Here is a 14743-nt window from a genome sequence, read left to right on the forward strand (position 1 = left end):
GGCTGTACATCAGGGACTTCACATGCCGGTAGTCGTCGGAGCCAGCGCCTTCGACCATGTAGCACGCCAGCGTCCAGGGGCTGCCGGAAAAGCCGATCAGCGGCACACGGCCGTTCAGGGCCTTGCGAATCGACGTGACCGCATCGAACACGTAGCGCAGCTTGTTCATGTCGGGCACGGCCAGTTCGGCCACAGCGGCTTCGTTGCGCACATTTTTGGCAAAGCGCGGGCCTTCGCCCTGGGCAAAAGACAGACCCAAGCCCATGGCGTCGGGCACGGTGAGGATGTCGCTGAACAGAATGGACGCGTCGAGCGGGTAGCGCTCGAGCGGCTGGAGTGTGACTTCGGTGGCGTAGTCGACGTTGGTGGCCAACCCCATGAAGCTGCCGGCCTTGGCCCGTGTGGCGCAGTACTCGGGCAAATAGCGTCCGGCTTGGCGCATGAGCCACACGGGCGTGTGGTCGGTGGCCTGGCGCAGGCAGGCGCGCAGGAAGGTGTCGTTTTGCAGGGGGGCGAAGGCGTGTGAGTTCATGCCTTCGATTGTCGCAGGGTGTTCAGCGGGGGTCTAGCCAAAACACGACAGCCCCAGCAAAGGACAGCCAAGAAACGACACTCTGAAACGGCACCTTGAATCAAGGCCTGCTCGCTGCGCTCAAAGGGCCGTTGGCTCGATCTTCACCACCCAATAAGCGCCTTTGTCCTGCACCGCTTGAAAGCGCACTTTTTGGCCGACTTGCAAGGTGTCGAGTTGGGTGGGCTCTTTCATCTGAAACACCATGCTCATGGGCGGCATGTCCAGGTTCTTGATCTCGCCGTGCTTGAGTGCCACTTTGCCCGCAGCCTTGTCGATGCGCCGCACTTCGGCGGTGGCCCATGGCAGCGCAGCCGCGTCATCGCTCACGCGCTGCAGACCATCACGCTGGGCCATGCGGCGCAGCCCGGGGTAGTGCTGAAAGCTTTTGCTGCTGCCGTTTTTTTGCACCAGCAGCACGTCATAGGCGTCTTTGCGGCCTTTGTACTCGGGGCCATCCATGCCGGGGCTGCCAATGGGCATGCCGGGCACCGACAGGCCCAGCGCCACGGGTCGCTCTTTCAACAGTCGGTGGATGTCAGCGGCGGGCACATGGCCCTCGATGACGTAGCCGCCGACGGTGGCGGTGTGGCAGGAGCCGAGTTGCTCGGGCATGCCCAAGCGCTTGCGTGCGGCGGTGTTGCCAACGTCGCGCACCTCGACCTTGAAGCCACTGGCTTGCAGGTGCTCGACCCACAATTGGCAGCAGCCGCAGTTGGGGTCTTTCCAGACTTGAACAGCGGTGGCTTGCGCCATGGCGGTGCGCTCAAAACCGGTGAGGGCCAACACGGTCGCGGCGACCAGCCATTGACGGCGGGGCAAGGCAGTGGATTGGGGGGTTTTCATGGCGTAGCTCCCTTACTGAACGGTGATGCGGCCGATCATGCCCGCTTCAAAATGGCCCGGAATCAGGCAGGCAAATTCAAAGCTGCCTGCGCGGTTGAAGGTCCAGACGATGTCGCCTTTTTTGCCCGGATCCACATGCGCCATGTACGGCTCGTCGTGCTCCATACCGGGGTGCTTTTTCATCATCTCGGCATGCGCTTTGAGTTCTTGCGGCGTGCCAATCACGATCTCGTGCAAAACCTTGCCCGCGTTCACCGCGACCAATCGCACGGTCTCGCCCAATTTGACCTGGATTTGGTTGGGGCTCAAGCGCATGTCGTCGGTCATGCGGATTTCGATGGTGCGAGAGGCTTTTTTCGGATTGCCGGCAATGCCCCATGCCTTTTGCTCGGCGGGTGCGGCGGGTGCGGTGGAGGCGGTGGGGTGATTTTTGTGCGCAGAGGGTGAATGGGCTTGTGCCAAGGGCAGAGCCAGCAGGCCGATGCTCAAGAGTGTGGTGTTCAATGCGGTGTTCATGGTGTGTCCTGTTTGGTGAAAGTGGCGAGTGCCCCATGACGGGCCTCAGTGGTGCCCGTGTCCTTGGGGTTTGCGCGCCGTGCCAGAAGCTGGCGCAGTCGGCTGGCTGATAGCCTTCGGTGCACGCGGCGCACGGGGTGTCGCCGCCACCGGTCCGGTGTATTCGAAGGATCGTGTGCCGGGCGGTTGCTTGTAATCGCCCGGGTCGCTGTAGTCGCCCGGTTTTTGCTCGGCCCGCACCTTGAGCGTGGTGAACATGCCGCCCATCTCAATGGGACCGTAGGGCCCGGTACCGGTCATCATGGGGAAAGTGTTGTCAGGCAACTCCATTTCCATTTCGCCCATGTCGGCCATACCGCGTTCGCCCATGACCATGTAGTCGGGGATGAGTTGCTGGATTTTTTGCACCAGCCCTCGGTGGTCCACACCGATCATGGTGGGCACATCGTGGCCCATGGCCCCCATGGTGTGATGGCTCTTGTGGCAATGCATGGCCCAGTCACCGGGCTCGTCGGCGATGAACTCCAACTGCCGCATCTGGCCCACGGCCACGTCGGTGGTGACCTCGGGCCAGCGCGCGGTTTTGGGCACAGGGCCACCGTCGGTGCCCGTCACTTCGAATTCGATGCCGTGGATATGGATCGGGTGGTTGGTCATGGTCAGGTTGCCCACACGCACACGCACCCGATCGTTCAGGCGTGCGACCAGGGGGCTGATACCTGGGAACACCCTGCTGTTCCAGCTCCAGATGTTGAAGTCCAGCATGGTGTTGACGTTGGGGGTTTGGGCCCCCGGGGTCACGTCAAAGGCGTTGAGCAAGAAGGCGTAATCGCGGTCCACCTCGGCGATGTGTGGGTGCTGACCCTTGGGGTGGGTGATCCACAGGCCCATCATGCCCATGGCCATTTGTGTCATCTCGTCGGCATGCGGGTGGTACATGAATGTGCCCGGCCTGCGCGCCTCAAACTCGTACACATAGGTCTTGCCCACTGGAATTTGCTTTTGGTTCAGGCCGCCCACGCCGTCCATGCCGTTGGGCAGGCGCTGGCCATGCCAGTGGATGGTGGTGTGTTCGGGCAGTTGATTGGTCACAAAGATGCGGACTTTGTCGCCTTCGACCACTTCGATGGTGGGGCCTGGGCTTTGGCCGTTGTAGCCCCACATGTTGACCACAAAGCCCGGCGCCATCTCGCGCACCACCGGTTCGGCCACCAAGTGGAACTCTTTGACGCCGTCCTTCATGCGAAAGGGCAAGGTCCAGCCGTTCAGGGTGACGACCGGGTTGTAGGGGCGACCTGCGCCGGTGACCCCTGGGGGTGTCCAGGGCGCGGCAGTGTCTGTAGAGGTCTGGATGATGGGCTCGGGCAAGCCCGCCAGTGCGCTGCGGCTGACGACATGGGTGGCGACAGCGGCCCCTGCGATGGTGCCCGCGGCAGTCATGGCTTTTTGGAAAAAATTTCGGCGTTGCATGGTCAGTGTCCTGCAGGTGGCGTGGTGGAGGGCGAGGTGGCAGCGCCAGGTCGCCCGGTGTAGGGCAGGCCGCTGAGGACGGCTTGCAGATCGGCCCAGGCCAGCCAGGCTTGGTGCTGCGCTTGGTGCGCCGCGTCCACGGTCTGGATGCGTTGGCGGGCGCTGGCCAGCAGTTCCCAAGTGCTGCTGAGCATGCCGTTGTATCGCAGCAGGTTTTCCTGTTGCAGAGCTGTGTGCAAGCGCAGCACTTCCTGGCGGCTTTGAGCGGCGTGTGTCAGTGCGTTGTGCAGGGCCGCATGGGCCACGCGCACGTCTGCACGAATTTGCCGCTGCCATGCATCGGCATCGGCTTGGGCTTGCAGAGCCGCTTCAGCGCTGTGGCTCCAGGGTGCTCGGTTGGACAATTGAGGCAACTTGGGTTGGCCGAGCGAGCGGCTGGCCTCCTGAGCAGCGTCCTGGGCTGGGCTGGCTTGTGCCATGGCCAGGCGCGCCTGCGCCAGACTGCGGGCATGTTGCCCGGTCAACATGCGTTGGGCTTGAGCTTGGGCCGCAGACCAAGGCAGGTGCGCAGCCAGGGTGCGTGCCTCCAGCGTCGCCAGTGGGCTGCTTTCGGGTGGGGGCAAGTGGGGCAGGGGTGGCAGACGCAACCACCCGGGCAGCGCCTGAAGCAGGTTGGGTGCCTCTGGCTTTTCTGTGGTGGGATCCGACCCGCTTGTGCCAGTCGCAGGCGGCGTCTGTGGGCCCTGACCTGCATCGGCATCGGGTAGGGGGTCGCCGGTCAGTTGCCACAAGGCCAGTGCATTGCGCAAGGCCTGCAGATCGGCGTTTTGCACACGCGTGCGGGCATCCCAGAGCAGCAGCTCCTCTTGCATTTGGCGGGCCCGGCTCCAGTTGCCGATGCGGGCCATGCGTTCGGCCAACTCGGCCCCGGCTTCTGCGGCTTGCAAAATTTGTCGGCTGTACTGGGCCGATTGGTGTGAAGTCACCGCCTCGAACCAAGCGCGGCGCACCTGCAGCACACGCTCTTGGTAGGCGGTGTTCAGTTGGGCCCTTTCTGGTGGGCTCATGCCCTCGCGGCTTAGCCAGCGCGGCTGGTTTTGCAATGCCATGCGCAGCGCTTGCTCCAGGCTCAGTGGCGCGGCGCGAGTGCCTGTGTTGTCCGCTGGGTTGGTCAGGGGATTGTTGCGTTGCTCCCAGCGCAACAGGTCGATGTGGCCGCGTTGGAATTGACCCACCGTGTCGTTGGCCTCTGACCAGCGGTGCGCTGGCGAATGGACCGTGGCGCTGGCGGCCGCTGCCTTGTGGTGAAGATGGTCTGGTGTCGTGGTCTGGGCCACCGCCATGCCGCAGGCCAGGGCCAGCCCGCAAGCGCTCAGGCATTGGAATGGTGCGAGTGGAATGGGCGTGAACAGCCCAGACCAAGCGGCGGGTAAAGACAAATGGCCTTTGTAAGGCTTGTGCTCTGGCCGACAGATTGGCCTGGGCAGTGGCGCACGGGCAAGCGCCGCGAATGCCGGGAAATAAAGAGGCATGGAGACTCCTGAAACGCATGGAACAGCGCCCATCAGACCCGAGCCGGGTCCTTGACAGGCGCACGAAGGCCAAGGTCTTCAGGCGATGGGGGGTTTGGTGAGAGGCGGCCAGACGTGGCCGCTTAAGCTTGTGGGCAAGGCACCGGGCGCGCCAGTGGGCGTAGGCGCGTGCAGTTGGAGAGTCGAGCTGGGCAGATCTGCGCTGAGGTGGCAAAGTGCGCAGGCGATGCAGCCTGAGCCTTCATGGCTTGCGGTGGCTTGGTGTTTTGTCGCGGGCTCCGGCATGGCCTGGTGGCCATGGTCACCGTGAACCGCTTGGACACCAAGAGGGCTGTCGTGTTGGGCCATTTGGACCTGCGCGTTCAGAGTCGTCAGGCTGTGGCAGTCGCTCTGGACCATGGACACACCGGCCCACAGCCTCAGGGGCAACAACAGTAGCATCAGCCAAATCCACGGTTTACGCATTTGTTCATCATAGCCAAAGATACAAACGCTGGTGGCCCGGGGTTTTTGTTGGCGTGCCTCAAGCAGCGCGACCGCTTAACCAAGCCCGACCATTTGGATGGCAGGCTTGGTGGGCTGTGTTCGATGTCCCGAAAGTTTCAATACCCCTTGGGATTTTGTGACTGCCATCGCCAGGCGTCCTGGCACATGCGCTCGACCCCCAGCTGTGCCTGCCAACCCAGGGCTTCACGCGCCAGGGTGGTGTCGGCATAACAAGCCGCCACATCGCCCGGGCGGCGCTCTACAAAGCGGTAGGGCACAGGCACGCCGGTCACGCGGGCAAAGGTGTCGGCCAACTCCTGCACGCTCACCCCGCGCCCGGTGCCCAGGTTGACGGTGATGCTGGTTTGACGCTGTTGCAGGTAATGGAGCGCCGCCAAGTGGCCTTGCGCCAGATCGACCACATGGATGTAGTCGCGCACGCCCGTGCCGTCGGGCGTGGGGTAGTCGCGGCCAAAGATGCTCAGGAATTCACGCTGGCCCACGGCCACTTGGGTTATGTAGGGCATCAGGTTGTTGGGGATGCCGCTGGGGTGCTCGCCAATGGTGCCGCTGATGTGCGCGCCTACCGGGTTGAAGTAGCGCAGAACAGCCACTTGCCAGCGTGGGTCCGACACCTGCAGGTCGCGCAGGATGTCTTCGCACATGAGTTTGGTGCGGCCATAGGGGTTGGTCACCTGCAGGCGGCTGCTCTCGGAGATGGGCACCTGTTCGGGGTCGCCATACACGGTGGCGGACGAGCTGAAGACGATGCGGCGCACGCCCGCCCGGTCCATGGCCTGCAGCAGGGCCAGGGTGCTGCCCACATTGTTGTCAAAGTAACGCACAGGCTGAGACACCGACTCGCCCACAGCCTTGAGGCCCGCAAAGTGGATCACGCCATCGATCGGCTGCTCGGCAAAGAGTCGGTCGAGCACTGCGCCATCGCGCACATCGGCTTGTACAAATCGGAAGTTGGGATTGGCCAGTTTTTGGATGCGTTCCAGCACAGCAATGCTGCTGTTGCACAGGTTGTCCACGATCAACACTTGGTGCCCTGCGTTCAACAGTTCCACCACCGTGTGTGAGCCGATGTAGCCTGCGCCGCCTGTGACGAGGATGGTGCTCATGCAGTCACACCTTCACCGAAATTTTGGCTGCGGCGTCGCGGGCGCGTTGCAAGGCGTTGGGGCCTTGGGCCAGCGCCACCGCCATGCGGCGGTAAGGCCGTGTGGTCGGCTTGCCGAAGATGCGCACGTCCACGCCGGGCTCGCTCAGGGCTTCGGCCACGCCTGTGAACGTGGGGTGGGTGCCGTCTTTGTCGGCCAGCACCACGGCGCTGGCACCTTCTACGCAGTCGATGCGGGGAATCGGCAGGCCCAAAATGGCGCGGGCGTGCAGGTCAAACTCGCTCAGGTTCTGGCTGGTGAGCGTCACCATGCCCGTGTCGTGTGGTCGGGGGCTCAGCTCACTGAAGATCACTTCGTCTTTCGTCACAAAAAACTCCACGCCAAACAGGCCTGCGCCACCCAAGTCGGTGGTGACTTTTTCAGCCATGTCTTGCGCGGCTTGGATTTGCTCAGGCTTCATGCTCTGGGGCTGCCAGCTGTATTGGTAGTCGCCGCGCTCTTGCACGTGGCCAATGGGCGGGCAAAACAGGGTTTGGCCGTTGCGCTGGCGCACCGTGAGCAGGGTGATTTCAAACTCGAAGTGGATGAATTCTTCGACGATGACCTTTTGGCGGTCGCCGCGCATGCCCGCGCAGGCGTAGTCCCAGCTGGCTTGCACGTCGGCGGCCGTCTTGGCCACGCTCTGGCCTTTGCCCGATGAACTCATGACCGGTTTGATGACGACCGGGAAACCGATCTCGGTCGCTTTGGTCAGCAGCTCGGCGGCCGAGTCGGCGTAGCTGAACTTCGCGGTGCGCACACCCAAGCCCACGGCCACGTCGCGGATGCGGTCGCGGTTCATGGTCAGGTTGGCCGCGCGGGCGCTGGGGATGACTTCAAAGCCTTGCTTTTCGACGTCGAGCAGCACTTCAGTGCGGATGGCCTCGATCTCGGGGACGATCAGGTCGGGCTGGTGCTGTGCGATGGCGGCGCGCAAAGCCGCCTCGTCGAGCATGCTGAACACTTCAGATTCATCGGCCACTTGCATGGCGGGCGCACCCGCATAGCTGTCGCAGGCAATCACATGGCAGCCCAGGCGCTTGGCGCTGATGACGAATTCTTTGCCGAGTTCACCAGAACCCAAAAGCAGGATTTTTTTCATGGGGATAAAGAGGGGAGAGAGCACACAAGCCTCATTGTTGCTCAGTTGCCTGACACACAGCCTGCACATGATCAGATCTTGACGTGGATCATGGGCATGAACCGCACCGGTCCCCAGAATGGGCCGCATGAATGTTGTTTGGACCTGGATTCGCCCACGCATCGCCCAATTGTTCTGGGGCTTGCTGTTCCTTTTTTTGGGCGCTGCCGCACTGCGTTGGTGGGTGGGGCCACTGGTGCAGACCGAGGCGGTGCAGCGCCGCGATTTGCTGCAAACCGTGGTGGCCAGTGGCCGGGTGGAGACGCCGCACCGGGTGGACATGGGCGCGCAGATCACCGGCACCGTGGCGCGCGTGCCTGTGGCCGAAGGGCAGAGCGTCAAAGCGGGTGATGTGCTGATTGAATTGGTCAGCACCGAGCTGGAGTCTGCCCAGCGGCAGGCCGAGCAGGCGGTGATGCAGGCCAAGGGCAGGCTGCGGCAGTTGACCGACTTACAAGGGCCGGTGGCGCAGCAAATGCTGCGCCAGGCCCAGGCCGGTTTGGACGCGGCGCGGGCCAGCGGGCAGCGCAGTTTGGCTTTGTTCGAGCAGGGTTTCATTGGCCAGGCGGCGCTGGACGAGTCGCGCAAGGCTTTGACCTTGGCCGAAGCCCAAGTGTTGGCTGCGCAAAAACAAGTGGCCTCGACCCAGACGGGCGGCGCAGAGCACAGCCTGGCTGTGGGCGCTGTGGCCGAGGCGCAGGCCAACGCCGAAGGGGTCAGGGCCAAGGCCCGCTATGCGGTGATCCAAGCGCCTGTGAGCGGTCAGCTGATTGGCCGCAGCGTGGAGGTGGGCGATGTGGTGCAAGCGGGCAAGGTCTTGATGACTTTGTCGCCCGAAGGGGCCACGCAGTTGGTGGTGCAGATCGATGAAAAAAACCTGCGTTTGATCGCATTGGGGCAACAGGCGCTGGCCTCAGCCGATGCCTACCCGCAGCAAAAATTCAAGGCCCAGGTGGCCTACATCAACCCCGGCATCAATGCCCAGACCGGCGCGGTGGAGGTCAAGCTTGATGTGACAGAGCCGCAGCCCAACCTGCGGCAGGACATGACCGTGTCGGTGGACTTGGTGGTGGCACGCAAAGCGCAGGTGTTGGCCTTGCAAGTGGGGCACGTCAACGACATCAACGGGGCTGCGCCTTGGGTGTGGCTGCGCGATGCGTGCCATGCGGTGCGCCGCCCGTTGCGGCTGGGCTTGCGGGGTGGCGCGTGGGTCGAGGTGCTGGACGGCTTGCGCGAGGGCGACGCTGTGATTCTGGTGCCTGAGGGCTTGTCGAATGCGCTGCGCCAAGGCCAGCGCGTGCGTGCGCCATCTTGATTGGACCGCAGCATGTTCAAGCCTTGGGTGCCCTTTGAATGGATTGTGGCCATCCGCTTTTTGCGTGAAGGCCGCATGCAGACGGTCTTCATTCTGGTGGGCGTGGCCATTGGGGTGGGCGTGATCGTGTTCATGTCGGCGCTGATGGAGGGCTTGCAGGGCAACTTCATTGCGCGGGTGCTCTCGGCGCAGGCGCACATTCAGCTTTTGCCGCCCCAAGAGCGCACCCGCACTTTGCACACGGCCACGCCCAGCGAGGTGAATGCCGCCATCGTGCAGCCGCCTTTGCAAAGGCTCAAGTCGATTGACCAGTGGCAGTCCTTGATCTCCACGGTGCGCGACATGCCCGATGTGACGGTGGTCTCGCCCGTGGTCGGTGGCTCGGCACTGGCGGTGCGCGGCAGTGCCAGCCGGGCGATCGGTCTGACGGGGGTGGAGCCCGAGGGGTATTTTCAGATCGTCAAGCTGCCCGAAAAAATCGTGCGTGGCACCCCACGCCTGACGGGGCAAGACATGCTGATTGGCACCGATTTGGCCAACGACCTGGGGGTGGATGTGGGCGACAAGCTGCGCGTGACCAATGCGGCGGGACTGGCCACCACCTTGACCATCAGCGGCGTGTTTGATCTGGGCAACAAGGGGGCCAACCAGCGCATCACCTTTGTGGCGCTGCGCACCGCCCAAAGCCTGTTGGGCTTGCTGGGCGGGGTGACCAGCATCGAAGTCACGGTGCGTGATGTGTACGCGGCCGAAGTCATCGCCCAGCGCATTCAGGCGGTCACCGGTGTGCAGGCCGACAGCTGGATCAAGACCGGGGCACAGTTTTTTGCAGCGGTGAGTGCGCAAAGCACCGCCAACACGGCCATCCGGTTTTTTGTGGGCCTGTCGGTGGCCTTTGGCATTGCCAGTGTGTTGGTGGTGTCGGTGGTGCAAAAGTCGCGCGAGATCGGGATCCTGCGGGCCATGGGCATTTCACGCGGGCAGGTGCTGCGCGTGTTTTTGCTGCAAGGCGGCTTGCTGGGCTGGGGTGGTGCGGTGCTGGGCTGCGTCGTGGGCGCTTTGGGGCTGGTGCTGTGGCAGCACTTGGCCTTGAATGCCGATGGCACGCCGCTCTTTGCGCTGGTGCTTGACCCGGTGATGTTTGCGGTGGCGCTCGGACTGGCCACGCTGACAGGCCTGGCCGCGGCCTACGCACCAGCTTTGCGGGCGGCGCGTCTGGACCCGGTGGAGGCCATCCATGGCTAGCGCGGATGTGGTGGTGCGCTTACAAGGCGTGCGCAAGGCCTTCAACGTGGGCACCGGTATCGAGACCGAGGTGCTGCACGGCATTGACTTGACGCTGAACCGGGGCGACTTTTGTGCGGTGATGGGGCCTTCGGGCTCGGGCAAGAGCACCTTGCTCAACATCATCGGTTTGCTGGACCGGCCTACTTCGGGCTTGTTGCAGATGGCGGGCGAAGAAACCACCCTGCTGGCCGACCAAGCCCTGACGCGCTTGCGGGGGCATCACATTGGCTTTGTGTTCCAGTACCACCACCTGATCTCGGCCTTTACGGCACTTGAGAACGTGATGATGCCCCTGCTCGGCGCGGCGGGGTTCCCGAATCAGGCCATGCGTGAGCGGGCCGAAGCCTTGTTGGAGAGCGTGGGCCTCACGCCTTGGAAAAACAACATGGCGGGCAACATGAGCGGCGGGCAGCAGCAGCGTGTGTCTTTGGCGCGGGCCTTGGCCATGAACCCGGCCTTGCTCTTGGCCGATGAACCCACCGGCAACCTGGACACGAAAAGTGCAGATGCGGTGTTTGCGCTGCTGCGCCGCATCAACCAAGAGCAGGGCACCACCGTGTTGCTGGTCACGCACAACCCCGAGCTGGGCAGGCGCTGCGACAAGACCATCCAGGTGGTGGATGGCCTGATCCAGACGGATTGATCCCGCCCGATGAAGCAACAGGCAAGGCATGGTTTTTGTGGGAGCCCACCCTGTGGGCGATGGGCGTGGAACTCACCCTGCAAGCCATCGCCCACAGGGGTGGGCTCCTACAAAGGGGCGCTTGCCGCTTGGCCGGCAATGGTTTGCAACTGGGCGGCGGTCAAGCGGTTACCGTGCTGGCTGACCACCGCAGCGGCTGCGCGGTTGGCCAATGCGGCGGCTTGCGCTGGGCTTTGGCCGTGGGTGATGCCGTACAAAAAGGCGCCGGCAAACATGTCGCCTGCGCCGTTGGTGTCCACCGCCTTTGTGGGCACGGCGGGCACTTCGATGCGCTGCTGGCCTTGCACCACGATGCAGCCTTTGGGGCCCCGTGTCAGGCACACGGTTTTGGCCAAAGCCGACAACTGGCCGATGATGGTGTCCAGATCTGTGGTGCCGCACCAGGTTTGGGCTTCTTCTTCGTTGGCAAAAAGGTAGTCCAGACCGTCGCCGATCATGGCTTCCAGGCCTTGGCGGCAGAAGTTGATCATGCTCACATCGCTCAATGTCAGCGCGGTTTGCACTTGCTGCTCGGTGGCGATTTGGCGGCCTTGCACGGCGGCTTCCAGGCCCGTGGGCGAAGCGGCCAGGTAGCCTTCCATGTAATAAATTTTGGACTTGGCGATGTCTTGGGGGTGCAAGGCGCTGGCGTCCAATTGCGAGGTGGCGCCCAAAAAGGTGCACATGCTGCGCTCGGCGTCTGGGGTGACCAGCACCATGCAGCTGCCGGTTTGGCCAACGGTTGGGCGGGTGTGGGTGAGGTTGGTCGCCACGCCATTGGTCTGCAAGTCTTGGGAGTAGTAGGCGCCCAGCTCGTCGTCGGCTACTCGGCATGAGTAAAAAGCCTTGCCGCCCAATTGGGCCAGGGCCACCACGGTGTTGCCGGCTGAGCCGCCACCCGTACGGCGGGCATGCAGGCCTTGAACGTGTGTGAGCAGTTCAGCGCGTTGGGGGGTGTCGATCAGCGTCATGTGCCGCTTGCTCACGCCCATGGCGCTCAGCAGTTCGTCAGAGACTTCGTATTCGGTGTCGACCAAGGCGTTGCCGATGGCGTAGAGGTGGTAGTGGGACATGGTGGGCGCTGAAATTGAAAGAGGTGAGTTTACTGGCTGCACCATTCAACATGGACGGTCAAGTCGCTGCGCTCCTCGCAGTGACGGTGGTTGTGATCAGGGGGCACTGCCCATCACCTGTGATGACGAGGCGTGCAGAACCAGCCGTCATCGTGAGGTACGAAGATTTGGCTGTTATGGCGAGGAACGAAGATTTGGCTGGCATGGCGAGGAACGAAGATGTAGCCGTCATTGCGAGGAACGAAGATTTAGCCGTCATTACGAGGAGCGAATATGTAGCCGTCATTGCGAGGAACGAAGCAATCGATGTATTGGCTGCAAGGCATGGATTGCCGCGCTTCGCTCGCAATGACGGTGTTATTAAATTTGATGCACTCTCCCAGCCACCCAGCCACCCAGCCACCCAGCCACCCAGCCACCCAGCGTTTCAGCAAAGCCACGACCAGACAAGGTGGCTACATCAAGCCCTGCTCTGCCATCGACAGCGATTGACCTTGGCCCACGATGATGTGGTCGAGTACGCGCACATCGACCAGCGCCAATGCCGCCTTGAGGGTTTGGGTCAGGTGCTCGTCGGCGCGGCTGGGCTGGACCGAACCGTTGGGATGGTTGTGCGACAGCACCACGGCCGCGGCCTGATGGTGCAGGGCGCGCATGACCACCTCACGCGGGTAGACCGAGGTTTGGCTGAGCGTGCCGCGAAAAAGCTCCTCCATGGCCAGCATGCGGTTTTGGTTGTCCAGAAACAGCACGGCAAAGACCTCGTGATGTTTGTGGGCCAGTTGCAACTGCAGGTATTGCTTGACCGCGCCCGGCGTGTGGAAGGCCTCGCGCTCTTTGAGGCGCTGGCTGAGTGCCCGGCGGGCCATCTCGAAGACAGCGAGCAGCTCGGCTTGCTTGGCCGGGCCCAGACCTTTGACCCTTTTGAGCGACTGCACGGTGGCGTTGAGCAAGCCGGCGATGCCGTCTTCCCCCAGCAGTTCTTCGGACAGCTGGAACACGTTTTTGCCCGCTATGCCCGTGCGCAACAAGATGGCCAAGAGTTCCACATCGCTCAGGGCTTGCGGGCCACGGGCGAGCAGTTTTTCGCGCGGGCGCGCATCGGCTGGCAAGTCTTTGATGCTCATTGGACAGCCCCTCCCTGGAGCAGCCATCGGTCACGCTTGCCCCTTTGTTGGAGCGGGTTGGCCGGGCTTTTTACAATAGTGCTTTCTTTATGCCCGTTTGACCGCTGAGGCGGCAACCACGAAAACCCTTATGTCCATTGTCGAACCTGGTTCTTTCTTGACGCTTCACTACCGCCTGGCCGGGCCGCAGGGGGACATCATCAACACCTTCAACGAAAAACCCGCCACCTTGTCGTTGGGTTCGGGCACCTTGTCGCCAGCCGTGGAGCAGCGCTTGCTGGGCCTGGCCGAAGGCACACGGGTGGTGATGGAAATTCCGGCCGGTGAGGCCTTTGGCGACCACATTGCCGACATGCAGCAGTGGGTGGCGCGCAAGCTACTCAACGAGTTGGGCGATCCGACCGAAAAATACGCGGCGGGTGATGTGGTGCAATTTCCCACACCAGATGGTCTGGGCTCTTATGCTGGAACAGTTTTGCAAGTGAACGAGGAGGGCGCGGTGTTGTTTGACTTCAACCACCCGCTGGCCGGTCAGCCTGTGACCTTTGAAGTCGAACTGATTGGGGTGCTGTGATGACATCTGAAGTGCTGTTGGCCGAGCCGCGTGGCTTTTGCGCTGGGGTGGATCGGGCGATCGACATCGTGGAGCATGCGCTCACCAAGTTTGGCCGTCCGATTTATGTGCGCCACGAGATCGTGCACAACACCTACGTGGTCAATGACCTGAAGGAAAAAGGTGCCATCTTCATCGAAGAGCTGGCCGATGTGCCGCCCGGGGCCACGTTGATTTTCAGCGCTCACGGCGTCAGCCGTGCGATTCAGGATGAGGCTGAGCGACGCGGCTTCCGGATTTTTGACGCCACTTGCCCGTTGGTCACCAAGGTGCATGTGGAGCTGGCCAAGCTGCACAAAGAGGGCTACGAATTCATCATGATCGGCCACAAGGGCCACCCCGAGGTGGAAGGCACCATGGGCCAACTCGACAGCGGCATCCATTTGGTGGAGGACGTGGAAGACGTGGCCAAGGTGCAACCTGGCCAGACCGATTTGTTGGCCGTGGTCACGCAAACCACCTTGAGCGTGGACGACGCCGCCGAGATCGTGGCGGCGGTCAAAGCCCGTTTTCCTCAGGTGCGCGAGCCCAAACAACAAGACATTTGCTACGCCACCCAAAACCGCCAAGACGCCGTCAAGCTGATGAGCCCGCTGGTGGACGTGGTCATCGTGGTGGGCAGTCCCACCAGCTCCAACAGCAACCGCCTGCGCGAGTTGGCCGACCGATTGGGCACACCCGCCTACATGGTGGACAGTGCAGCGGATTTGCAAGAGGCTTGGTTTAACGGCACACAAAAAGTGGGTCTGACAGCAGGTGCCTCGGCCCCGGATGTGCTGGTGCAAGAGGTGATTGCGCGTTTGCGGGCTATGGGTGCGGTGTCGGTGCGCACGCTCGACGGCATTCAGGAGACCATCAAGTTTCCGTTGCCCAAGGGTTTGAAACTGGATACCCCGCAATCGCCGTAAACGGGCTCAC

General features: G+C 62.6%; 14 protein-coding genes and 1 pseudogene. 5 read left to right on the forward strand and 10 right to left on the reverse strand.

Annotated features, from left to right (window positions below; translation table 11 throughout):
* The 8 genes and pseudogenes from B9Z50_RS11305 to purT all read right to left on the reverse strand — a co-directional run.
* Window positions 1-532: uroporphyrinogen decarboxylase family protein (locus B9Z50_RS11305; protein WP_304481683.1), on the reverse strand; the 532-nt coding region annotated here is incomplete at its 3' end.
* 120 nt (window positions 533-652) lie between these two features.
* A complete protein-coding gene (locus B9Z50_RS17985) occupies window positions 653-928 on the reverse strand; it encodes a copper-binding protein (protein WP_233249858.1) in 276 nt (91 codons plus the stop codon).
* A gap of 15 nt (window positions 929-943) precedes the next feature.
* Window positions 944-1417: pseudogene (locus tag B9Z50_RS17990) on the reverse strand (DUF411 domain-containing protein); the annotation flags it as partial.
* Between the two features lie 12 nt (window positions 1418-1429).
* Window positions 1430-1933: a plastocyanin/azurin family copper-binding protein gene (locus B9Z50_RS11315; protein WP_108364438.1), complete on the reverse strand. Its 504-nt coding sequence runs from the start codon at window positions 1931-1933 to the stop codon at window positions 1430-1432.
* A 45-nt stretch (window positions 1934-1978) separates the two neighbouring features.
* Entirely contained in the window at window positions 1979-3403 is a 1425-nt protein-coding gene (locus tag B9Z50_RS11320) for a multicopper oxidase family protein (protein WP_108364440.1), read from the reverse strand.
* 2 nt (window positions 3404-3405) lie between these two features.
* A complete protein-coding gene (locus B9Z50_RS11325) occupies window positions 3406-4935 on the reverse strand; it encodes a hypothetical protein (RefSeq protein WP_146183197.1) in 1530 nt (509 codons plus the stop codon).
* Window positions 4936-5537: 602 nt separating this feature from the next.
* Window positions 5538-6548, reverse strand: coding sequence for a UDP-glucose 4-epimerase GalE (gene galE / locus B9Z50_RS11335; RefSeq protein ID WP_108364446.1), 1011 nt, complete (start codon window positions 6546-6548; stop codon window positions 5538-5540).
* Between the two features lie 4 nt (window positions 6549-6552).
* A complete protein-coding gene (gene purT / locus B9Z50_RS11340) occupies window positions 6553-7758 on the reverse strand; it encodes a formate-dependent phosphoribosylglycinamide formyltransferase (protein WP_255418375.1) in 1206 nt (401 codons plus the stop codon).
* A 58-nt stretch (window positions 7759-7816) separates the two neighbouring features.
* On the opposite strand from purT, the gene B9Z50_RS11345 reads away from it, so the two are divergent.
* The 3 genes from B9Z50_RS11345 to B9Z50_RS11355 are packed head-to-tail and all read left to right on the forward strand — an operon-like array spanning window position 7817 to window position 10973.
* Complete coding sequence (locus B9Z50_RS11345; protein ID WP_158270664.1) at window positions 7817-9043, forward strand: efflux RND transporter periplasmic adaptor subunit; 1227 nt, start codon at window positions 7817-7819, stop codon at window positions 9041-9043.
* A gap of 12 nt (window positions 9044-9055) precedes the next feature.
* Window positions 9056-10288, forward strand: a complete 1233-nt coding sequence (locus tag B9Z50_RS11350; RefSeq protein WP_108364934.1) for an ABC transporter permease — start codon at window positions 9056-9058, stop codon at window positions 10286-10288.
* Window positions 10281-10973: an ABC transporter ATP-binding protein gene (locus tag B9Z50_RS11355; protein ID WP_108364452.1), complete on the forward strand. Its 693-nt coding sequence runs from the start codon at window positions 10281-10283 to the stop codon at window positions 10971-10973. The genes B9Z50_RS11350 and B9Z50_RS11355 overlap by 8 nt, the downstream gene beginning before the upstream one ends.
* Window positions 10974-11080: 107 nt before the next feature.
* On the opposite strand, the gene B9Z50_RS11360 is transcribed toward B9Z50_RS11355, so the two are convergent.
* Together B9Z50_RS11360 and radC are read right to left on the reverse strand one after the other, a co-directional pair.
* Window positions 11081-12085, reverse strand: a complete 1005-nt coding sequence (locus B9Z50_RS11360; RefSeq protein WP_108364454.1) for an adenosine kinase — start codon at window positions 12083-12085, stop codon at window positions 11081-11083.
* 455 nt (window positions 12086-12540) lie between these two features.
* Window positions 12541-13212, reverse strand: coding sequence for a DNA repair protein RadC (gene radC / locus B9Z50_RS11370; RefSeq protein WP_108364458.1), 672 nt, complete (start codon window positions 13210-13212; stop codon window positions 12541-12543).
* 130 nt (window positions 13213-13342) lie between these two features.
* Here radC and B9Z50_RS11375 point away from each other — a divergent pair, with 130 nt between their 5' ends.
* Complete coding sequence (locus tag B9Z50_RS11375; RefSeq protein ID WP_062403352.1) at window positions 13343-13786, forward strand: peptidylprolyl isomerase; 444 nt, start codon at window positions 13343-13345, stop codon at window positions 13784-13786.
* The gene (ispH, locus tag B9Z50_RS11380) at window positions 13786-14733 is read left to right on the forward strand and encodes a 4-hydroxy-3-methylbut-2-enyl diphosphate reductase (protein ID WP_108364460.1); all 948 of its coding nucleotides are present in this window, start codon (window positions 13786-13788) and stop codon (window positions 14731-14733) included. The genes B9Z50_RS11375 and ispH overlap by 1 nt, the downstream gene beginning before the upstream one ends.
* Window positions 14734-14743: the final 10 nt, after the last annotated feature.

Source organism: Limnohabitans sp. Bal53, from assembly GCF_003063355.1.
Lineage (GTDB): Bacteria > Pseudomonadota > Gammaproteobacteria > Burkholderiales > Burkholderiaceae_C > Limnohabitans_A.

What these genes read in the sequence shown, in the direction of transcription:
- B9Z50_RS17985 (WP_233249858.1), bottom strand. Translation starts at nt 928, where the DNA reads ATGGCCCAGCGTGATGGTCTGCAGCGCGTGAGCGATGACGCGGCTGCG.
- B9Z50_RS11315 (WP_108364438.1), bottom strand. Translation starts at nt 1,933, where the DNA reads ATGAACACCGCATTGAACACCACACTCTTGAGCATCGGCCTGCTGGCT.
- B9Z50_RS11320 (WP_108364440.1), bottom strand. Translation starts at nt 3,403, where the DNA reads ATGCAACGCCGAAATTTTTTCCAAAAAGCCATGACTGCCGCGGGCACC.
- B9Z50_RS11325 (WP_146183197.1), bottom strand. Translation starts at nt 4,935, where the DNA reads ATGCCTCTTTATTTCCCGGCATTCGCGGCGCTTGCCCGTGCGCCACTG.
- galE (WP_108364446.1), bottom strand. Translation starts at nt 6,548, where the DNA reads ATGAGCACCATCCTCGTCACAGGCGGCGCAGGCTACATCGGCTCACAC.
- purT (WP_255418375.1), bottom strand. Translation starts at nt 7,758, where the DNA reads ATGTGCAGGCTGTGTGTCAGGCAACTGAGCAACAATGAGGCTTGTGTG.
- B9Z50_RS11345 (WP_158270664.1), top strand. Translation starts at nt 7,817, where the DNA reads ATGAATGTTGTTTGGACCTGGATTCGCCCACGCATCGCCCAATTGTTC.
- B9Z50_RS11350 (WP_108364934.1), top strand. Translation starts at nt 9,056, where the DNA reads ATGTTCAAGCCTTGGGTGCCCTTTGAATGGATTGTGGCCATCCGCTTT.
- B9Z50_RS11355 (WP_108364452.1), top strand. Translation starts at nt 10,281, where the DNA reads ATGGCTAGCGCGGATGTGGTGGTGCGCTTACAAGGCGTGCGCAAGGCC.
- B9Z50_RS11360 (WP_108364454.1), bottom strand. Translation starts at nt 12,085, where the DNA reads ATGTCCCACTACCACCTCTACGCCATCGGCAACGCCTTGGTCGACACC.
- radC (WP_108364458.1), bottom strand. Translation starts at nt 13,212, where the DNA reads ATGAGCATCAAAGACTTGCCAGCCGATGCGCGCCCGCGCGAAAAACTG.
- B9Z50_RS11375 (WP_062403352.1), top strand. Translation starts at nt 13,343, where the DNA reads ATGTCCATTGTCGAACCTGGTTCTTTCTTGACGCTTCACTACCGCCTG.
- ispH (WP_108364460.1), top strand. Translation starts at nt 13,786, where the DNA reads ATGACATCTGAAGTGCTGTTGGCCGAGCCGCGTGGCTTTTGCGCTGGG.